Consider the following 20785-nt stretch of genomic DNA (forward strand, 5'->3'; position numbering starts at 1 on the left):
CCAGAACACACTCTCCCCCTCCCCCCCGCTGTTCCGCACCCCCGGGCTCTCTCCTAACCCGCCGCGTCCCGGCCCCCGTACGGCCCCGGCCCCGCCCCTCCGCTGCGGAGGGGCGGGCCGTCGCCGTTCGGTCACTTCTGGGCGGCGGTGCGGCCGATCTCCCAGAACCGGAAGACGCCGGTGGTGTCGACGGTCGCGTCGACGCCGGTGATGTCGTTGCGCGAGGCGTAGAAGGACTTCGCCTGGAACAGCGGGATCACCGGGACGCCCTCGGCGACGATGTTCTGGATCTGGGCGTAGGCGCCGCCGGCGGTGCGGTCGGTCAGCTTGATGCTGGCGGGCACCAGCCTGCCGCTGATCCGCTCGTCGTCCCAGCCGTTGTGGAAGGCGCCGCCGTCGACCACGATCGGGCTGACGAAGTTGTCCGGGTCGGCGTAGTCCGGGGTCCAGCCGACGGTGTAGGCCTGGTAGCTGCCGGCCTTCCAGCCCTCTTGGTACTTCTTCCAGTCGGGCTCCTGCTTGACGTCCACCTGGAAGACGCCGCCGGCCTCCAGGTCCTTCTTCAGCTGCTCCATCTCGGCGGCGCCGGCGCGGGCGCGCGACCAGGTCAGGGTCATCTTGACCGGGGTGGAGACCTTCGCGGCGGAGAGGATCTTCTTCGCCTTCTCGACGTTCGGGTCGCCGTAGCGGTCGGCGAAGGAGGTGTTGTGGCCGGTGATGCCGGCCGGCACCAGGGAGTACAGCGGCTGGACGGTGCCGGCGTACACGGTGCGGGCGAGCGCCTTGCGGTCGACCATCTGGGCGATCGCCTGGCGGACGGCCGGGTTGCCGGTGACCGCGTCCTTGGTGTTGAGGACCAGGTAGCGGGTCTCGGCGCTCTCGCCCTGGGCCACCTTGAGGTCGCCCTTGCCGGCGATCTCGTCGTTCTTGATCTTGGCGCCGGCGGAGGGCTCCAGGCTGTTGTCGGCGAGGTCGACGTCGCCCTTCTCCAGGGCGGTCTTCAGCTCGTCCGGCGCGTTGAAGTAGCGGAGCGCGAACTTGCCGGCGGTCGGCTTGTTGTCGCCCTTGTACTCGCTGTTGGCGGAGAGGGTGATCTTGCCGGGGTTCTCGCCGCCGTCCATCGCGGCGATCGAGTCGATCTTGTACGGGCCGGAGCCGACCAGCTTGTCGTTGGCGAGCAGCGCGTCGGCCGGGAAGACCTGGTGGTCGACGATCGAGCCGGCCGCCGAGGCGAGCTTGGCCGGGAGCACCGCGTCGGGCGCGCTGAGGTGGAAGACCACCTTGTTCTCGCCCTTGGCCTCCACCGACTTGATGGTGGACAGCAGCGAGGCGGGGCCGCTCGGGTCGTTGATCTTCAGCATCCGCTGGACCGAGAAGACGACGTCCTCGGAGGTCATCGGGTGGCCGTTGGAGAACTTCAGCCCGGAGCGCAGGGTGCACTCGTAGGTCTTCGCCTCGCCGCCGGTGAAGCCGCAGGACTGCGCGGCCTCGGGCTGCGGCACGGTCGCGCCGGGCGGGAAGCTCAGCAGCGACTGGAAGGTGTTGTTCAGCACCAGCCAGGAACCGGCGTCGTAGGCGCCCGCCGGGTCGAGCACGCTGGTCACGTTGGTGGTGCCCATGGTGATCGTGGACGGCGAGTCCTTGCCGGTGACGGCCTTGGTCGCGGAGGCGCATCCGGCGGCCGAGGAGACGACCATGACGGCGCAGCCGAGCACGGCCAGGCGGTGGGCTGAAGACATGCGGGACTGTTCCTTCTCCGTGCGGCCGGGCTTGTGGGGAGGCGCCGGTAGGGGCCGCCACGAGCCGCGCCCGGGGTGGGGTGCGCGTTCGGTGACGGTCCGTTGTCCCCTTTTCGGGGAATGACCGGAAGTAGCGTGCCATATCGACCACGTACTGCCGTCGCACGTGTGCGCGAGGTATCGGGTCCGACACCGACCGACGGGTCCCGCAACCCGACGATCTGTAGGCCAATGTCCGATTTGACCGTCAGGCCCAGTACGGTCCGTCGCCACAGCGCCGCAGCCCGAGACGGACGCCCCTCGGAAAAGAGATCGAACTCACACCCGGACGGCGGTGAGGGCGTGGAGCAGCTCCAGGTCGACCTGTTCCAGGGAGGCCAGCACGGTGCGCCCCGGGCCGGGTTCGATCGCGGCGACCGAGGGCACCGCGATCACCGGGCAGCCGGCCGCCTCGGCGGCCAGGACGCCGGTCGGCGCGTCCTCGATGACCACGCAGCGGGCGGGCTCGGCACCGAGCCGGGCGGCGGCGGCCAGGTACGGGTCGGGGTGCGGCTTGGTGCGCGGCACCTCGTCGCCGGCGACGCTGAAGGCGAAGTGGTGGCTGCCGAGGCTGCGCAGCACGATGTCGATGACGTGCCGGTGCGAGGCGGACACCAGGGCGGCCGGGACGCCGTGCGCGGCGAGCGTGTTGAGCAGCCGTTCGGCGCCGGGCATCAGCGGCACGCCGCCGGCGAGCAGGTCGACGAAGCGCTGGTTGATGAGGACGGTCAGCTCGGCCGGGGTGAGCGGCACGGAGGTCCGCTCCAGCAGGTAGTCGATCACCCGGGTCATCGGGCCGCCGACGACGTGGGCCCGGTCGGCCTCGTCGAGGGCGTGCCCGAACTCGGCGAAGAGCGATGCCTCGGCCTGCCACCAGAAGTCCTCGGTGTCGACGAGCGTGCCGTCCATGTCGAGCAGTACGGCCCGGAGGCCGCCGCCGGTGCCGCCGAGGCTTTCGGTGATGGTCGAGATGGTCGTCATGGCAGGTCCCTTCGCCTGGGGTGGGGCGCGTCCGCGCCGGTCGCCGGACGGAGCCGGGGATGGCACAGGCCGGCCCGCTGGTGAGCGGACCGGCCCGTTCAGGATCATTCAGGATACGCCCGCCGACCGGAAATGTGCCGAACGGAACGCAGCGGACGGATTACCTGGCGTTGAAGTACTTCGCCTCGGGGTGGTGGATCACGAGGGCGTCGGTGGACTGTTCGGGGTGCAGCTGGAACTCCTCGGAGAGCACCACGCCGATCCGCTCCGGCTTCAGCAGCTCGGCGATCTTGGCGCGGTCCTCCAGCTCCGGGCAGGCGCCGTAGCCCAGCGAGAAGCGGGCGCCGCGGTACTTGAGGGCGAACATGTCGCGGACGTCCTGCGGGTCCTCGTCGCCGAAGCCGAGCTCGTAGCGGACCCGGGCGTGCCAGAACTCGGCGAGCGCCTCGGCCAGCTGCACGGACAGGCCGTGCAGCTCCAGGTAGTCGCGGTAGGCGTTGGCGGCGAACAGCTCGTTGGCGGCCTCGGAGACCCGGTTGCCCATGGTGACCACCTGCAGGGCGATCACGTCGCGCTCGCCGGAGTCCTCCGGGCGGAAGAAGTCGGCGAGGCAGAGCCGGCGGCCGCGGCGCTGGCGGGGGAAGGTGAAGCGGGTCCGCTCGGAGCCGTCCTCGTTGTAGACGATCAGGTCGTCGCCCTTGGAGTTGGCCGGGAAGTAGCCGTAGATGACGGCGGGCTCCAGCCAGCCCTCGGTCTGCAGGCGGTCCAGCCACATCCGCAGCCGCGGCCGGCCCTCGGTCTCCACCAGCTCCTCGTACGAGGGGCCGTCGCCGTTGCGCGAGGCCTTCAGGCCCCACTGGCCCTTGAACAGCGCGTCCTCGTCCAGCCAGGAGGCGTAGTCCGCGAACGGGATGCCCTTGACGATCCGGTCGCCCCAGAACGGCGGCGCCGGCACCCGGTTGTCCAGCGCCACGTCGGAGCGGATCTGGCCGAGGTTGACCTCCTCGACCTCCTCCACCTCCACCCGGGCGTGCCGGCGCTGCCGCAGCTCGGGCAGTGCGGCACCGGGCACCCCGCGCTTGACCGCGACCAGGGCGTCCATCAGCTTGAGGCCCTCGAAGGCGTCCCGGGCGTAGCGGACCTCGCCCTGGTAGACCTCGTGCAGGTCCTGCTCGACGTAGGCGCGGGTCAGCGCGGCGCCGCCGAGGATCACCGGGAAGTCGGCGGCCAGGCCGCGCTGGTTCAGCTCCTCCAGGTTCTCCTTCATGATCACCGTGGACTTGACCAGCAGGCCCGACATGCCGATGACGTCGGCGTTGTGCTCCTGTGCCGCCTCGAGGATCGCCGAGACCGGCTGCTTGATGCCCAGGTTGACCACGTTGTAGCCGTTGTTGGACAGGATGATGTCGACCAGGTTCTTGCCGATGTCGTGGACGTCGCCCTTGACGGTGGCGAGCACGATGGTGCCCTTGCCCTCCGTGTCGGACTTCTCCATGTGCGGCTCCAGGTGGGCCACCGCGGTCTTCATCACCTCGGCCGACTGCAGCACGAACGGCAGCTGCATCTGGCCGGAGCCGAACAGCTCGCCGACCACCTTCATGCCGGCCAGCAGCGTCTCGTTGATGATCTCCAGCGCCGGACGGGCCGTCAGGGCCTCGTCCAGGTCGGCCTCCAGGCCGTTGCGCTCGCCGTCGACGATCCGCCGCTGCAGGCGCTCCTCCAGCGGCAGTGCCGCCAGCTCCTCCGCCTTGGAGGCCTTCACCGAGGCCGAGGAGACGCCCTCGAAGAGCTCCAGCAGGCGCTGCAGCGGGTCGTAGCCGTCCCGGCGGCGGTCGTACACCAGGTCGAGCGCGACCTCGCGCTGCTCCTCGGGGATGCGCGCGATCGGCAGGATCTTGGAGGCGTGCACGATCGCCGAGTCCAGGCCGGCCTCCACGCACTCGTGCAGGAAGACCGAGTTCAGCACCACGCGGGCGGCCGGCGAGAGGCCGAAGGAGATGTTCGACAGGCCGAGGGTGGTCTGCACCTGCGGACGGCGGCGCTTCAGCTCGCGGATCGCCTCGACGGTCTCGATGCCGTCCCGGCGGGACTCCTCCTGGCCGGTGCCCAGGGTGAAGGTCAGGCAGTCGACCAGGATCGACGACTCGTCGATGCCGTACTCGGCGGTCAGCTGGTCGATCAGCCGCTCGGCGATGGCGACCTTCTTGTCGGCGGTGCGGGCCTGGCCCTCCTCGTCGATGGTCAGCGCGATCAGACCGGCGCCGTGCTCGCGGGCGAGCGAGGCGATCCGGCCGAAGCGGGTCTCCGGGCCGTCGCCGTCCTCGTAGTTGACCGAGTTGAGCACCGCGCGGCCGCCGAGCGCCTCCAGACCGGCCCGCAGCACCTCCGGCTCGGTGGAGTCCAGCACCAGCGGCAGGGTGGAGGCGGTCGCCAGGCGGGTGGCGATCTCCTTCATGTCGGCGACGCCGTCCCGGCCGACGTAGTCGACGCACAGGTCGAGCAGGTGCGAGCCGTCCCGGATCTGGTCGCGGGCGATCTCGACGCAGGCCTGCCAGTCCTCGGCCAGCATCGCCTCGCGGAACTTCTTGGAGCCGTTGGCGTTGGTCCGCTCGCCGATCGCCAGGTAGGAGAGGTCCTGGCGGAACGGCACCGACTGGTACAGCGAGGCGGCGGCCGCCTCCGGCCGCGGGTCGCGGGCGGTCACCGGGCGGCCCTGGACGCGCTCGACCACGTGCCGCAGGTGCTCGGGGGTGGTGCCGCAGCAGCCGCCGACCAGCGACAGGCCGTACTCGCGGACGAAGGTCTCGTGGGCGTCCGCGAGCTCCTCGGGGCTCAGCGGGTAGTGCGCGCCGTCCTTGCCGAGGACGGGCAGGCCGGCGTTGGGCATGCAGGACAGGCCGACCTTGGCGTTCTTCGCCAGGTAGCGCAGGTGCTCGCTCATCTCGGCCGGGCCGGTGGCGCAGTTCATGCCGATGTAGTCGATGCCCAGCGGCTCCAGGGCGGTCAGCGCCGCGCCGATCTCGGAGCCGAGCAGCATGGTGCCGGTGGTCTCCACGGTCACCTGGGCGAGCACCGGCAGGTCCAGGCCCGCCTCGGCGAGCGCCTGCTTGACGCCCAGCACGGAGGCCTTGGTCTGCAGCAGGTCCTGGCTGGTCTCGATCAGCAGCGCGTCCGCGCCGCCGGCGATCAGGCCGGCCGCGTTCTGCCGGAAGCCCTCGCGGATCACCTCGAAGGTGGTGTGGCCCAGGGTCGGCAGCTTGGTGCCGGGGCCGATCGAGCCGAGCACCCAGCGGGTGCGGCCGTCCTGCGCGGTGAAGGCGTCCGCGGTCTCCCGGGCGAGCCTCGCACCCGCCTCGGACAGCTCCACGATGCGGTCGGCGATCTCGTACTCGCCGAGCGCCGCGTGGTTGGCGCCGAAGGTGTTGGTCTCCACGCAGTCCACGCCGACGGCGAAGTACGCCTCGTGCACCGAGCGCACGATGTCGGGGCGGGTCACGTTGAGGATCTCGTTGCAGCCCTCCAGCTGCTGGAAGTCCTCCAGGGTCGGGTCCTGCGCCTGCAGCATGGTGCCCATCGCGCCGTCGGCCACCACGACACGGGTGGCGAGGGCTTCGCGGAGGGCGTTCGCACGCTCCTGGTGGGCGGCTGCTGCGGCGGACGAGGGGACGACGGTGGCCATGGGGCGACTCCCTGGGTGCGACGGCTGTCGGCTATGCGTCCCCTCCGTGAACGGGGATGCACGCCGTCAGGGTATCCGGACACCCGCACAGCCACGGAACCCATTCCGCATCCTGGGCGTCCTGTCCACCTGAACGGCCGGGACGGGAGGGGTACGGAGTGCCACGCAGGACCACGGCAGCAGCAGGCCGGGCACGGGCCCGATGGCGCGGATGGACGCGGCGCCGCAGGTACGCGGTCACCGCGCTGGCCGCCCTCGCCCTGCTGCTCCTTCCGGTGGGCGGCGCGGCCGCCGCGCTGCGCATCCAGTACGTAGGCGAACCGTCCGCCGAGGCCAGGACCCGGGGCCGCGACGCCGTCTGGCTCGGCCACGCCTGGGTCGACGGCCGCCGCACCGACGCCGACCTCGCCGCGCTCGCCGCCCGCATCGCGGGCACCGGCATCCACGACCTCTACGTGCACACCGGACCGCTGGAGCACGACGGCTCGCTGGACGCCGGGCGCTCCCCGCAGGCCCGCCGCTTCGTCGAGGACGTCCACCGGCAGCTACCCGGACTGCGGGTGCAGGCCTGGCTCGGCGACGTCGTCGCCCCGGAGAAGGACGGCCTGCACCTGGACCGCCCCGAGGTCCGCGACCGGATCACCGCCGCCGCCCGGCAGACCCTCGCCCTCGGCTTCGACGGCATCCACTTCGACCTCGAACCGGTGCGCTCCGACTCGGTCGGCTTCCTCGCCCTGCTGGACCAGGTGCGGCCCGTCACCGCCGCCGCCGAGGTGCCGCTCTCCGTCGCCGCCCCGCAGATCGACCCGCTGCCCGGGCTCCACAACGTCGGCCTCGCCGTCGCCGACCACGGCAAGTGGTGGTCGCAGGAGTACTTCGGCCGGGTCGCCCGGCGGGTCGACCAGATCGCGGTGATGTCCTACGACACCGCCATGCCGATCGAGTCGCTCTACGGCGGCTACGTCGCCCAGCAGACCGAACTGGCCCTGGAGGCCACCCCCGCCGGCGTCGACCTGCTGATGGGGCTGCCCGCCTACTGGGAGGACGACTTCGGCCACCGCGGCTCCGCCGAGACCGTCGAGGCCGCCGTCCGCGGCGCCCGGCTCGCCCTCGGCCGGGGCGGCCGGCAGGCCTTCGGCCTCGCCCTGTACGTCGACTTCACCGCCACCCCCGCCGACTGGGAGGCCTACCGGAGGGGCTGGTGCTTCTGACGGGACGTCAGGGAAGGTTCCGGGGCTCGCCGGCCATGCCCTAGGCTGCGGCCATGACAGAACCCGTCCTGGGCGCCGAGGAACTGACGACCGATCACCTGGTGCTGCGGCGGCCGGTGCCGGAGGACGCGGAGATCATCCTGGCCGTCCACCGCGACCCGCTGTCCTGCCGGCACAACCCCTCGGACGCCCTGCGCACCCGCGCCGAGGCCGAGTGGCTGTTCCGCCGCTGGGACGAGAAGTGGCGGGCCAACGGGTACGGCTACTGGGTGGTCCGGGGGCGCACCGAAGGGCAGCCGCTCGGCTTCTGCGGGGTGAAGCCGACCGCCCTGAGCGGAATGACCGCCCTCAACCTCTTCTACCGACTGCACCCGGCGGCCTGGGGTCGCGGTGTCGCCACCGAGGCCGCCTCGGCCGTGGTCGCCTGGGCGGGCGCCACCCTGCCCGGCCTCCCGCTGATCGCCCGGATACGGCCGGACAACCTGCCCTCCCAGCGGGTCGCCCTGAAGGCCGGCCTGGTCCGCGCGAGCCACCTCGACGAGATCGGCGAGGACGGCCTCGACTGGATCTACGCCCGCAACCTGCCGTAGGGCCGGCCCCGGGTGGACCCGCTATCCGTCCAGCGGAGCTCTGTGCAGGGCGATCAGCAGGCGCCAGACCCGGCCCGCGAAGACCGGCGGGTCGGCGTCGACCAGTCCGTGCAGCCAGTCGGCGAGCAGGCCGGTGAAGGCCGCGGCGACCGCGGAGGCCACCGTGTCGGCGTGCGGGGCGCCGGCCCGCTCGCGTTCGGTGCGGCTGCGCTCCCGCAGCCGCTGGTGCATGAGGTCGCCGAGCGGGCCGCCCCCGCCGGGGTCGAGCAGGGCGCGGTAGAGCGCGGCGTGCCCGGCGGCGTCCGCGAGGAAGGCGGTGAGTGCGGCGGGCGGCGCGGCCGGGTCGACCGGCCCGCGCCAGTCGTGCAGGGCGTCCACGGCCGCCTCGACCACCTCCCCGCAGGCGTCGACGGCGAGCGCCCGGAGGTCCTCGTAATGGAGGTAGAAGGTGGCCCGGCCGAGGCCCGCGCGGCGGACCACGGCGGAGACGCTGAGTTCGGAGAGCGGCTGCTCCCCGCACTCGGCGAGCAGCGCGGCCCGCAGGGCGGCCCGGGTGCGTTCGGCGCGGGGGTCGTTCATCCGGCAGCCAGTACGGCGCCGAGGGCGATCGCGCCGGGCAGCGCCTGGGCGACCAGGATGCGCCGGTTGGCGGTGGCGCCGCCGTACAGGCCCGCGACGACCACGCAGGACAGGAAGAAGACCTGGGCGTCGTGGCCGACCGGGTCGGCGGCGATCAGGCCCCAGACCAGGCCGGCCGCCAGGAAGCCGTTGTAGAGGCCCTGGTTGGCGGCGAGCGGCGCGGTGGCCTTGGCGAGTCCGGCGTCGAAGCCGGACAGGCTCCGGCCCGGGGGGCGCTCCCAGAGGAACATCTCCAGGACCAGGATGTACGCGTGCAGTGCGGCCACCAGGCCGACCAGGACGTTCGCCGCCGTGTGCATGGGTCACTCCGATTTCATGGACAACTGTCCAGCAATCATAGACGAGTGTCCAGGATCTCGAACCAGACGGCGGTGTCGGACGGCACCCCGTCCTCGGCGAGCGGGCCGCTGGAGAGCACCGGCTCGGCCCCTTCGGGCAGTGCGGCCGGGGCTTCTCCGAGGTTCACCAGGCAGCCGAAGCCGTCCGCCCGGGCGAAGGCGAGCACCTCGGGCGCGGAGGTCAGCCAGCCGAATCCGCCGGCGATCCGCTCGCGGCGCAGGTGCAGCGCCGCCCGGTAGAGCTCCAGCATCGAGTCCGGGTCGCCGGTCTGGGCGGCCACGGTGAGCGCACCCCAGCCGGCCGGCTGCGGCAGCCAGGGCTCGGTGCCGTCCGCGGCGAAGCCGTACGGCGGGAGGGTGCCGGACCACGGGATCGGGACGCGGCAGCCGTCGCGGCCGGGGTCGGTGCCGCCGGAGCGGAAGTGCATCGGGTCCTGCAGGCTCGACAGCGGCAGGTCCTCGACCTCGGGCAGGCCGAGCTCCTCGCCCTGGTAGAGGTAGAGCGAGCCGGGCAGGGCCAGCGAGAGCAGGGCGGCGGCGCGGGCCCGGCGCAGGCCGAGCTCGAGGTCGGTCGGGGTGCCGAAGCGCTTGGCGGCGAACCGGAAGCGGGTGTCCTCGCGGCCGTACCGGGTGACCGTGCGGGTGACGTCGTGGTTGGCGAGCACCCAGGTGGCGGGTGCGCCGACCGGGGCGTGCGCGGCCAGCGTGCCGTCGATCGAGGCGCGCAGTTCGGCGGCCGACCACGGGCGGGCCAGGAAGTCGAAGTTGAAGGCGGTGTGCAGCTCGTCCGGGCGCAGGTAGCGGGCGAACCGCTCGGTGTCGGGCACCCAGATCTCGCCGATCAGGACGCGCGGCTCCTCGTAGGAGTCCGCGATCGCCCGCCAGGAGCGGTAGATCCCGTGCAGGTCGTCGCGGTCGACGAACGGGTGGGTGTCGACGCCGGGTTCGAAGTCGGGCAGGCCCGGTTCCTTGGTCAGCAGGCCGGCCGAGTCGATCCGGACGCCGGCGGCGCCGCGGTCGAACCAGAAGCGGAGGATCTCCTCGTGCTCCTGGCGGACCAGCGGGTGCGCCCAGTTGAGGTCGGGCTGCTCGGTGGCGAACAGGTGGAGGTACCACTGACCGTCCGCGATCCGCGTCCAGGGGCAGCCGCCGAACTCCGACTTCCAGTCGTTGGGCGGCAGTTCGCCCCTCTCACCGCGGCCCTCGGCGAAGTGGAACAGCTCCCGTTCGGGGCTGCCGATGCCGGCCGCGAGCGCCGCCCGGAACCACGGGTGCTGGTCGGACACGTGGTTGGGCACGATGTCGACGATGGTGCGGATGCCCAGGTCGCGGGCTTCCGCGATCAGCTTCTCGGCCTCCTGCAGGGTGCCGAACACCGGATCGATGGCGCGGTAGTCGGCTACGTCGTAGCCGCCGTCCTTGAGCGGGGAGGGGTACCACGGGTTGAACCAGACGGCGTCGAAGCCGAGTTCGGCGAGGTACGGGAGCCGGGCGCGGATGCCCGCCAGGTCACCGGTGCCGTCGCCGTTGCCGTCGGCGAAGCTGCGCGGGTAGACCTGGTAGATCGCCGCGTCTCGCCACCAGTCCCGGCGGTCGGGCTGCTGTGCCACGGTGGGTAGTCCTTTCGAGAAATGACGGGCCGTCAGCCCTTGAGCCCGCCCGAGGTCAGGCCGGCCATGATGTTGCGCTGGAAGATCAGGAAGAACACGATCGTCGGCACCGAGGCGACGGCCAGGGCGGCGATCACGACGTTCTGCGGCACGCCGATGGACAGCGAGTTGATGCCGATGTTGAGCGGCTGGTTCTTCGGGTCCGGCTGCACCAGCAGCGGCCACAGGAAGTCCTTCCAGACGTTCACCACCGCGAAGATGGAGACCACGCCGAGGATCGGCCGGGACATCGGCAGCACGATCGACCACAGCGCCCGCAGCGGCGTCGCGCCGTCGATGGCGGCGGCGGCCAGCAGTTCCTCCGGCACGGAGTCGAAGAAGCGCTTCAGCAGGAAGATGTTGAAGGCGTTGGCCACGGTGGGCAGCCAGATCGCCCACGGCGTGTTGATCAGGTTGATGTGCAGCAGCGGCAGGTCCAACACGGTGAGGTACTGCGGGACGATCAGCACCGTGGACGGGATCATCAGGGTCGCCAGCATCATCCCCAGGATCACGTTGCCGAGGATGGGCCGCAGCTTGGAGAGCGCGTAGGCCGCGGCCACGTCGAAGACCAGCTGGAAGGCGAGCGCGCCGAAGGCGTAGTACAGCGTGTTGAAGAGCAGCCGGCCCATGTTGAGCTTGGACCACGCCTCGGCGTAGGTCTCGGTGTGGATCTGCTCGGGGAAGAAGGTCGGCGGGTTCTGGATGACCTCCTGGGTGGACTTCAGACCGCCGGTCACCAGCCAGTAGAGCGGGCCCAGGAAGACCAGGGTGAACGCGGTCACCACCAGGACGAGGACGGTCCAGTAGAGCGCCCTGCCGAGCGGGCGGTTCAGCTGCGTCTCGGAGATCAGGGTACGGGTCGAGGTGTCGGCCATGGCGGGGCTCCCGTCCTAGTCGTTGGTGCGGCTCAGGCGCACGTAGAGCGCGGAGAAGCCGGCGAGTACGAGCAGCATGACCAGGCCGAGCGCCGAGGCGCTGCCGTAGTTGTTGAAGCTGAAGGCGTACTGGTAGATGAGGTTGACGACGGTCAGCGTCGAGTTCTGCGGGCCGTTGCCGCCGGTCAGCAGGTAGGGCTCGACGAAGACCTGCATGGTGGCGACGACCTGCAGCAGCAGGAGCAGCGAGAGGATCAGCCGGGTCTGCGGGATGGTGACGTGCCGGATCCGGCGCAGCAGGCCGGCGCCGTCGAGTTCGGCGGCCTCGTAGAGCTCGCCCGGGATGCCCTGGAGGGCGGCCAGGTAGATCAGGGTGGCGCCGCCCATGTTCATCCAGGTCGCCGCGATGACGACGGAGAGCATGGACGTGGTGGGCGAGTTGAGCCAGGCCGAGGTCGGCAGGTGGAGCGACTTCAGGACGGCGTTGAACAGGCCGTAGCCGGGGTCGTAGAAGTACTTGAAGAGCAGCACCGAGGCGACCGGCGGGAGCATCACCGGCAGGTAGACCAGGATGCGCAGGTAGGCCTTGGCGTGGCGGAGTTCGTTGAGCAGGACGGCGACCACGAACGGCACCGCGAAGCCGAGCACCAGGGCGAGCACCGTGAACAGCAGCGTGTTGCGCCAGGCGTGCCAGAAGTCCGGGTCCGCGAAGATGCGTTCCAGGTTCTCCGTGCCGACCCAGGTGGTCCTGCCGCGCTTGGTCTTCTGAAAGCTCATGATCACTTCGCGGACCATCGGGTACCACGAGAAGTAGGCGAAGCACAGCAGGGCACCGAGCAGGAAGCCATGGCCGGTGAGGTGCCTGCGGAGGCGCTGACGGAGGGCGGCGCGGCCCTGCGAGGGGTTGGCCTGCGCCGGTGGCTCGGTCTTCCGGCGGGCGGAGACGCTGATCGCTGCCATGGGGTCACTCCTGGTCGGTCGGGGGTGTGGCTCGGGCGTGCGTGGGGGCCGGCCCGCCGGCCGGCCCCCACGGGCCGTCACTGGAGGTTCGCCAGCACCTGGTTGACCTGGCTCTCGGCGTCCGAGAGCAGCTTGTCGACGTTGGCGTTCCTGTCGGTCAGGACGGCGGAGACGGCGCCGTCGAGGACCTTGTAGATCTGCTGGGCGTTGGCCGGCTCGGTCTTGCCGGGCACCGCGGTGGCCAGGTACGGCGCGTAGTTCTGCACCGGAACGGTGGCGCTGGCGGCCTTGGCCTTGTTGTCGGCGTCCAGGGTGGCGCCGCCGAACAGGAAGGGCTGCGGCAGGCCGACCGGCAGGCCGTCGGCCTTGGTGCGGGCGTAGTCGAACTGGCCCTTGCCCATGGTCAGCCACTTGAAGTTGACCCAGGCGATGCCGGCCTTGATCTGGTCCGGGGTGGAGCCCTTCTTGAACATGTAGTCGGCGCCGCCGAGCAGGGCCCCCTTGCCGCCGGGCATCGGGCCCATGCCGTAGTCCTCGTAGTTGCCCTTGAGGGTCTGCACCATGTAGGTGATGTCGTCCGGCGCACCGATGTACATGCCGAGCTTGTCGGTCGACATCTGGGTCATCAGGTCGGGCCACTTGAGGCTCTGGGCGGCGCCCATGGTGTTGTCGGTCCAGCGCATGTCGTACAGGTTCTGCAGGACCTGCTTGCCCTCGGGCGTGTTGAAGGCGGCCTTCTTGCCGTCCTCGGTGGTCATCGAGCCGCCGAGGCCGTACAGCTCGGCGGTGAAGTGCCAGCCGCCCTGGTTGGTGGCGCTGTAGTCGCCGTAGCCGTTGACGCCGTTGCCGAGCGCCGCGATCTTCTTGGCGGCCTCGCGGACCTCCGCCCAGGTGGTCGGCGGCTTCTCGGGGTCGAGGCCGGCCTGCTTGAAGAGCTTGCGGTTGTACAGCAGGCCCATCTTGTAGTTGGTGGTGGGCAGGCCGTAGAGCTTGCCCTCCGAGGTCAGGGTCTTCATCACCGACGGGTCGATGTCCTTGAGAGCGGGCACCGTCCGCTCGTTGACGTAGCTCGAGATGTCCTCGGCCTGGTCGGCGTCGAGCACCTGGTCCAGGTCGGTGAAGTAGGTGTAGAAGACGTCGGGCTGGGTCTTGCCCTTGAGCTGCGCGGTGAAGGAGGCGGGCTCCTCGCAGGGGGAGGCGTCCTTCGAGTTGATCGTGACGTTCGGGTAGAGCTTGTTGAACGCCGCGACGTCCTCGGCCCACTGCTTGCGCTCGGCCGGCTTGGTGGTCGGCGGCTGGCAGTCGATGCTGATGGTGACCTTGGTGTTCGGGTCGAGCGTGGCACTGGCGGCGGGCTTGCCGGAGTCCCCGGAGTTGCCGCTGTCGGAGCCGGAGGAGCACGCGGCCGCGGTGAGGGCGAGGCCCGCGGCGGCGGCGAGGGCGACGGTTCTGCGGAGGAGCCGGTCTCTGGTCATGCGGATGGACCCTTTCAAGCACGTGCGGGCTGCGCCTGGGCGCGGGGGTGCCCGTGGATTTCCGGTGGGGGCCGACCCCGGAAGACGTCCGGGAGCCGGGGAAGCGTGCGAGGCCGAGGCTCGGTCGCTGCGTCTGGCAGCAGCGCCGGCCGGTGTCGACTACTTAACCAGCCTCGACAGACGCCCACAAGATGTCGACGGAATTTCGCAAAAATCTGACTGCAGACTTGCAGGTCTGCGACTGCCAGCCGGCCGTCGCATCCCGCCCCCGGCCTGCACATCACCCCGGAAAGGGCACCGCACGGCGCCTTGGAGGCCCTTCGGGGCCTGGTGGCGACCGGTCCCGCGCGGAAGGCCGCCCGGACGGCCCTCCAGGGCCTGCAAACGGCCGCAGGAAACGCCGAAGCAGGACGGGCCGTGGGGCGGCCGCCCTGCTTCGTTTGCGCAATCGCTACGGGTTGACGGTGATCTTGAAGGTGGACGTGGTGTTCTGGATGTCCTTGGAGTTGCCGCTCATGGTGAGGTTGTTGAAGACCGCCTCACCCACCGCCGGGCCCTGGCCCGCCTCGGGCATCTCGTTGGCCCAGATGCCGTAACCGGACTTGGCGTCGAAGGCGTCGCCGCTCTTCTCGGCGCCGGTGATCGAGACGTTGGTGAAGACGGTGTCCTTCACCGGGTACTCCGGCTGACCGCCGGTGTACTTGGTCTGGAACATGATGCCGCTGTAGGTCGGGTCGACGATGTCGACGTCGCTCACCCGGATGCCCTGGAAGACCTTGGAGGCCGAGAAGACCCAGATCGCCGGGAAGACCTGCTGGCCCCAGAAGTGGCCGCCGGACCGGACGATCGTCATGTTCTGCAGGTCCGTCGTGGGCGAGGCGCCGAAGCCGTTCATCGGGTAGCCGAAGTCCAGCGACGAGATGGTGACGCCGGAGTAGCAGAGGGTGTCCGCGATGTAGATGTTGCGGAAGGTGTTGGCGTAGCCGCCGTACACCGCGATGCCCGCCGCGCGCCAGGTCAGGATGGCGGTGAGGTTCTCGAAGACGTTGTTCTTCTCGTCGGCGCCGCCGGCGTCGATCGCGGAGAACAGCGCGAAGGAGTCGTCACCGGTGGCCCGCGCCTCGTTGTTCGAGATGAGGTTGTCGGTGGAGCCGTTGGTCATGTTGATGCCGTCGGCGAAGGTGTTGCGGATCCGCGAGTTGGTGATCCGCATGTTGTCGGTGTTGGCACCCCAGTACATGCAGACCATGTGCTCGGTCCAGATGTTGTCGATCGTGATGTTCGCGACGTTGGAGAAGTCGAACACCTTGCCGGGGCCGTCGATCCGCGAGGTGTAGTTGCCGAAGTAGGCGAAACCCGAGAAGGTCGAGCCGTTCGCGGTGGCCTCGGCGCGGAAGCCGACGTCGGTGTTGCTCTGGCTCGACGGCGCGTGGAACCGGGTGAACCAGGGGCCGGCGCCGACGACCTTGACCGCCTTGCCGTAGACCTGGAACTTGTTCGCGGTCTCGTAGTTGCCCGCGGGCAGGTAGACGCCGACGTAGCTGCCGGTGGTGTCCATCCGGACCTTGTCCAGGGCGTTCTGCACGTCCTGGTGGGTGAAGCCGGTCGGGACGACGTACTTCGCCGGGTCCGGGTTGGCGATCTGGGTGGCCTGCTCCAGGCTCACGAAGTCGATCGCGTACTGGCTGGTGTTGGCCGAGTCCTTCTGCAGCTTGATCTTGTGGCCGGCCGGCACGGTGGTGCCGAGCAGCAGGTTGGCCTCGTCGTAGATGTGGCGCTGGCCGCCGGAGCCGGGCGAGTTGCCGGGCGCGGTCTCGCTGCCGTACAGCCAGGCGTACTTGGACGTCAGGTCGACGGCCTTGAGGAAGGTGCCGTCGACGTAGACGTTCAGCGTGGCGTTGGTGCCGTCGCCGCTCGCACCGTCCGGGACGGAGAAGCGCGTCACCAGCGTGTTGGTGGCCGCCTTGGTGGTGAACTCCACCGAGGAGCCGGTCGAGTTGAGCGTCACGGCCTTGCGGCCGGAGGCTTCGCCGGCCGGGTCGCCGATGGTGCGGTTCGGGCCGACCACGGCCGCCCCGCCGCCCAGCACGCCGTCCTCGGCCTCGTAGGTGTCGAAGGGCATGTTGGCGCCGCGGCCGATGTACAGGCCCTGGCTGCTGGTGTTGTTGGCCTGCTTGACCGGCAGCTCGCTGCTGTCGGTGGCGATCACGGTCCTCACCGTGTACTTGCCGTTGACGGCCGTCCAACTGCCCAGCGAGACCGGGGAGGTGGTGGCGCCGGGGGCGATCGCGCCGCTGTAGGAGCCGGTCAGTGTCTTGACCGTGTTGCCCTGGGCGTCCAGCACGGTCAGGGTGATGCCGTGCGTGCCGGAGGCGGCGGCCGAGGTGCCCTGGTTCTTGATCGCCACCGAGAAGTTGACCGTGTTGCCGGCCGCCGGGTTGGACGGCGACCAGGAGACCGGTGAGGCGACCAGGTCGGAGCTCGCCACCTGGTCGACCACCAGGTTGTTCGCGGCCGTCCAGGTGTTGTTGGTCTCGTCCTGCTCGATGACGGCGTTGGCCTCGTCGACCTTGGCGGAGAGCTGGTAGCTGCCCGCGTTCTGCGCCGGGACGCTCACGTTGACGGTGCTGGAGGCACCGGCGGCGAGCGCGCCGACCTGGGCGGTGCCGACCTTGGTGGAGCCCAGGTACAGGTTGACCGAGGTGGCCGCGGAGGCCGCGCTGCCCTGGTTCTTCACCGTGGTGGCGAGGGTCAGGGCGTCGGTCTCCACCGGGGCGGCCGGGGAGACGGTGGTGCCGGTGACGGTCAGGTCCGGGTTGGGGGCCGGCACACCGACCACCTGGAACTCGGCGACCTGGCCGGCGCTGGACCCGGTGTTGCTGGTGATCTTCAGCTGGACGTCGGCGACCCGCGCGGTGACCGGGATGGTCACCGTGTTGCCGGAGGCCGGGTCGAAGTTGTACGGCTTCGCGGCGACCAGGGTGGTGAAGGCCGAGCCGCTCTGCTCGCGGCCCAGCACCTCGACGGTCTGGGTGCGGGCGCTCCAGGCGGAGGCCGGGTTGAGCTTGAGCACCACCTGCTGGGTGTCGGCGTTCGAACCCAGCGCCACGGTGATGGTGTTGGGGTAGCTGCCGCCCGCGCCCTCCCAGTAGCTGGTCACGTCGTTGTCGTTGGCGTTGGCCGCCACGAAGGTGAAGACGGAGGAGTTGGCCGTGATCGGCTTGCCCGCCGCCAGGTTGGTGCCGTTGCCACCGGGCCGGCCGGTGCGGATCACGGTGTTGCTGGAGTCGGACTGGTTGCCCGCCGCGTCCTTCGCCTTCACGTAGTACGAGACGGTCGCGGTGTCCGGCTGGCTGTCGGTGTAGGTCAGCACCGAGCCGCCGACGCCGGCGCGCAGCGAGCCGTTGGCGTACACGTCGTAGCCGGTGACGCCGACATTGTCGCCGGACGCCGTCCAGGTCAGCTTGATCTGGCCGGAACCGGGCTGGGTGTACGCCAGGCTGCCCGGCGCGCTGGGCGCCTGGGTGTCACCGCTCTGGCCGGTGCGGGTGACGGTGTTGCTGGCCGCGGACTGGTTGCCGGCTGCGTCCTTCGCCTTCACGTAGTACGAGACGGTGGCGCTGTCGGGGCGGCTGTCGGTGTACGTCAGCACGTTGCCGGCCACACTGGTCAGCAACTCGCCGTTGGCGTAGACGTCGTAGCCGGTGACGCCGGTGTTGTCGGTGGCCGCGTTCCAGGTCAGCTTGATCTGGCCGGAACCGGGCTGGGTGTACGCCAGGCCGCCCGGCGCGCTGGGCGCCTGGGTGTCACCGCTGCTCGGGCCGTACACCTCGAACTCGGAGAGCTGGGCGGCGGGCCAGGCGCTGTTGGCGGTGAACGACAGCCGCACGTACCGGGTGGTGGTCGTGCTCAGGTTGATCGTCGCGCTGTTCCCGGTGGCCGGGTTGAAGGTGTACGCGGCGGAGGCGACCAGGTCGGTGAAGTTGCTGCCGTCGGTGGAGCCCTGGACCTTCAGCGTCTCGCTGCGGGTCTCCCAGCCGGAGGGCAGGCGCAGCACCAGCTTGTTGACCGGCACGGCGGAGCCGAGGTCGGCCTGGTACCACTGCGGGAAAGCGTTGTTGGAGCTCTCCCAGTAGGTGCCGGTGTTGCCGTCGGCCGCGTTGTTCGCCGCGTACGGCGCATTGGAGCTGCTGGCGCTGACCGAGCGCACCAGGTTGCCGGAGGCGCTGGTCGAGCCGTAGACCTCCAGCTCGGAGATCTGGGCGGCCGGCCAGCCGGTGTTGGCGGTCACGCCGACCCGGACGAAACGGGTCGTGGTGGAGGCGAAGTCGAGCCGCACGGTGTTGCCCGCGCCCGGGTCGAAGGACTGGGCGGCGGAGCCGACGATGGTGGAGAAGTTCGAGCCGTCGGTGGAGCCGAGCAGGGTCAGGGTCTCGTTGCGGGATCCCCAGCTCGCGGGGAGCTTCAGTACGACCCGGTCGATGGCGGTGGGGCTGCCGAGGTCGACCTGGACCCACTGCGGCAGCGCGTTGTTGGCGGACTCCCAGTAGGTGTCCTGGCTGCCGTCGTTGACGTTGCCGACGACCTGCGCGCCGGTGGAGCTGCTGGCGGTCACGGTCTTGCCGGCCGCGAGGTTCGGACCGCCGGCGGCGTGGGCCGGTACGACCGGCCCGATCACCATCAGCAGCAGTCCGGTCGCGACCGTCGCGGCGCCGAGCCGCGGCAGTGTGCGCTTGGGTCTCATTGCGTCCCTCTGTCTCGGGTGTCATTGCGGTGCGCGGCGTGGCGGCCCCCGGCTCCGCCGCGCGAGCACCCCTCGGGGTGCGCCGGGGCATGCCCCGGATCGGGCCGCCGGGTGTGCGGCGGTCCGAAGTCTGTGGTGGGTCCGTCCTCCCGCCCCGGTGCGCGGGGCCGGTGTTCCGGCAGGACGGGCGCTACTGGGCGAAGGTGGCCGCGGTGGGCAGCAGCCCGGCCGTGGAGGCGGCTGCAGCCGTCAGGAGGAGCGAGCGGCGCGAGATTCCCATGGTGGTCCTGCCTTCGCGAGGGAAGTTGCAGAAGGAATCACGAATATGACGTTGATGTGTTGAGCTTTTGCGTGATGGCAGCCAAGAGTTACAGAGGTGCTACAGGCATGTCAACGGATCGGACCGTGCGCGGGCACACGAAAAAGGGCGGGCACCGAAGTGCCCGCCCTGGGTCCGTCAGTCCGTCAGGAGGTCCGGAGCGGCGGCGTTCAGCCCCGCTCGCGCGCCGGCGCGGTCGATCCGCGGACCACCAGCTCCGGCTCGAAGAGCAGCTCGTCGTGGGTCACCTTGACCCCGGCGATCTCCCCCACCAGCAGCTCCACCGCCGCCCGGCCCATCGCCTCGATGGGCTGGCGCACCGTGGTCAGCGGCGGGTCGGTGCACATCATGAACGAGGAGTCGTCGTACCCGATCACCGACACGTCGTCCGGCACCGAGAGGCCGGCCCGGCGCACCGCGCGGACGGCCCCGAGCGCCAGCGGGTCGCTCGCGCAGACCACGCCGGTGACGCCCTGGCGCAGCAGCCGGGTGGTCGCCGCCTGCCCGCCCTCCAGGCTGAACAGGGCCCGCTCCACGTGCACGTCCGGCAGCTCGACACCGGACTTGGCCAGCGCCGCACGGGCGGCCGCGAGCTTGCGCTGGGACGGCACGTGGTCGGCCGGGCCCAGCACCAGGCCGATCTTCCGGTGGCCCAGTTGGTGCAGGTGGCCGACCGCCTGCTCCACGGCGACCGCGTCGTCGCAGGAGACCCGCGGGAAGTCCAGGTCCTCGATGGCGGCGTTGAGCAGCACCGTCGGCAGGCTGCGCTCGGCCAGCCGGTCGTAGTGCTCGTGCGGGGCGTCGCCCTGGGCGTACAGGCCGCCGAAGAAGACGATGCCGGAGACGTGCTGCTCCAGCAGCAGGTCCACGTAGTCCGCCTCGGAGACGCCGCCCGCGGTCTGGGTGCAGAGCACCGGGGTGAAGCCCTGGCCGGCCAGTGCACCGCTGACCACCTCGGCGAAGGCCGGGAAGATCGGGTTCTGCAGCTCGGGCAGCACCAGGCCGACCAGCCGGGCACGCTCGCCGCGCAGCTGGGTGGGCCGCTCGTACCCGAGCACGTCGAGCGCGGTCAGCACTGCCGCCCGCGTCGCCTCGGAGACGCCCGGCTTCTCGTTCAGCACCCGGCTGACGGTGGCCTCGCTCACCCCGACCTTCTTGGCCACTTCGGCAAGTCGTCGTGTCATGGCTGCGAGTGTAAGGCAAAAAACGCAAACCGCTTGCGTGAATTTGCAGAGCTTGCCACTCCCGCTCGCCTCGACGCGCTCAGCGACGCTCCGGACGATCTGATCGAGCATCAGTCCGCCGAGCAGGGCTTCCGCTTCGCCGACGTCCGGCCCGCCTAGACGACCACGGGGCGCGCCGGGGCGGCGCCGGCGAGTGGGTCCACGCGATCACGCCGCCGCTCCGGGAGTCCTGCCGCCCGAAGGCCGCCGGACGGTCCTCCGGCCACCTACCGAGCGTGTCGGCCGCCGCGCTCGGATAGGCTTCCCACTCGGGCCTGTACAGGCATCAAAGCCCGTAGGCTGGGCAGGTAGGGACCGTGG

At 70.7% G+C, this 20785-nt stretch carries 14 protein-coding genes; 3 read left to right on the top strand and 11 right to left on the bottom strand.

Annotated elements, in window-relative coordinates; all coding sequences use genetic code 11:
• Positions 1 to 131: 131 nt before the first annotated feature.
• From AB0M03_RS34630 to metH, 3 genes are all read right to left on the bottom strand, one after another.
• Positions 132 to 1739, bottom strand: a complete 1608-nt coding sequence (locus tag AB0M03_RS34630) for an ABC transporter substrate-binding protein (protein WP_363499360.1) — start codon at positions 1737 to 1739, stop codon at positions 132 to 134.
• A 318-nt stretch (positions 1740 to 2057) separates the two neighbouring features.
• Positions 2058 to 2759 carry an HAD family phosphatase gene (locus AB0M03_RS34635; RefSeq protein WP_363499362.1) on the bottom strand — a complete coding sequence of 234 codons (702 nt, stop codon included), beginning with the start codon at positions 2757 to 2759 and terminating at the stop codon, positions 2058 to 2060.
• A 160-nt stretch (positions 2760 to 2919) separates the two neighbouring features.
• A complete protein-coding gene (gene metH, locus AB0M03_RS34640) occupies positions 2920 to 6438 on the bottom strand; it encodes a methionine synthase (RefSeq protein WP_363499364.1) in 3519 nt (1172 codons plus the stop codon).
• Positions 6439 to 6596: 158 nt separating this feature from the next.
• Here metH and AB0M03_RS34645 point away from each other — a divergent pair, with 158 nt between their 5' ends.
• Both AB0M03_RS34645 and AB0M03_RS34650 read left to right on the top strand, forming a co-directional pair.
• Positions 6597 to 7649, top strand: coding sequence for a hypothetical protein (locus AB0M03_RS34645; protein WP_363499365.1), 1053 nt, complete (start codon positions 6597 to 6599; stop codon positions 7647 to 7649).
• Positions 7650 to 7702: 53 nt separating this feature from the next.
• Entirely contained in the window at positions 7703 to 8239 is a 537-nt protein-coding gene (locus tag AB0M03_RS34650) for a GNAT family N-acetyltransferase (protein WP_363499367.1), read from the top strand.
• 21 nt (positions 8240 to 8260) lie between these two features.
• On the opposite strand, the gene AB0M03_RS34655 is transcribed toward AB0M03_RS34650, so the two are convergent.
• The 8 genes from AB0M03_RS34655 to AB0M03_RS34690 all read right to left on the bottom strand — a co-directional run bounded on the left by AB0M03_RS34655 (position 8261) and on the right by AB0M03_RS34690 (position 20425).
• Entirely contained in the window at positions 8261 to 8818 is a 558-nt protein-coding gene (locus AB0M03_RS34655; protein WP_363499369.1) for a TetR/AcrR family transcriptional regulator, read from the bottom strand.
• Positions 8815 to 9177: a DUF1304 domain-containing protein gene (locus AB0M03_RS34660; protein ID WP_363499371.1), complete on the bottom strand. Its 363-nt coding sequence runs from the start codon at positions 9175 to 9177 to the stop codon at positions 8815 to 8817. Before AB0M03_RS34660 ends, AB0M03_RS34655 begins: the two co-directional genes overlap by 4 nt.
• Before the next feature lie 35 nt (positions 9178 to 9212).
• Positions 9213 to 10826: an alpha-amylase family glycosyl hydrolase gene (locus tag AB0M03_RS34665; RefSeq protein ID WP_363499373.1), complete on the bottom strand. Its 1614-nt coding sequence runs from the start codon at positions 10824 to 10826 to the stop codon at positions 9213 to 9215.
• Positions 10827 to 10858: 32 nt separating this feature from the next.
• Positions 10859 to 11743, bottom strand: a complete 885-nt coding sequence (locus AB0M03_RS34670) for a carbohydrate ABC transporter permease (protein WP_363499375.1) — start codon at positions 11741 to 11743, stop codon at positions 10859 to 10861.
• Between the two features lie 15 nt (positions 11744 to 11758).
• Complete coding sequence (locus AB0M03_RS34675; protein WP_363499377.1) at positions 11759 to 12703, bottom strand: sugar ABC transporter permease; 945 nt, start codon at positions 12701 to 12703, stop codon at positions 11759 to 11761.
• Between the two features lie 77 nt (positions 12704 to 12780).
• The gene (locus AB0M03_RS34680; RefSeq protein WP_363499379.1) at positions 12781 to 14178 is read right to left on the bottom strand and encodes an extracellular solute-binding protein; all 1398 of its coding nucleotides are present in this window, start codon (positions 14176 to 14178) and stop codon (positions 12781 to 12783) included.
• Positions 14179 to 14629: 451 nt separating this feature from the next.
• On the bottom strand, positions 14630 to 18922 hold the full coding sequence (locus AB0M03_RS34685; RefSeq protein ID WP_363499381.1) for a discoidin domain-containing protein: 4293 nt from the start codon (positions 18920 to 18922) through the stop codon (positions 14630 to 14632).
• A 489-nt stretch (positions 18923 to 19411) separates the two neighbouring features.
• Positions 19412 to 20425, bottom strand: a complete 1014-nt coding sequence (locus AB0M03_RS34690) for a LacI family DNA-binding transcriptional regulator (protein WP_363499383.1) — start codon at positions 20423 to 20425, stop codon at positions 19412 to 19414.
• Between the two features lie 33 nt (positions 20426 to 20458).
• Between AB0M03_RS34690 and AB0M03_RS34695 the strand changes: the two genes are divergently transcribed.
• Complete coding sequence (locus AB0M03_RS34695) at positions 20459 to 20584, top strand: hypothetical protein (protein ID WP_363499385.1); 126 nt, start codon at positions 20459 to 20461, stop codon at positions 20582 to 20584.
• Positions 20585 to 20785: the final 201 nt, after the last annotated feature.

The organism is Kitasatospora sp. NPDC051914 (assembly GCF_040680995.1).
In the GTDB taxonomy this organism is placed as follows: Bacteria; Actinomycetota; Actinomycetes; order Streptomycetales; family Streptomycetaceae; genus Kitasatospora.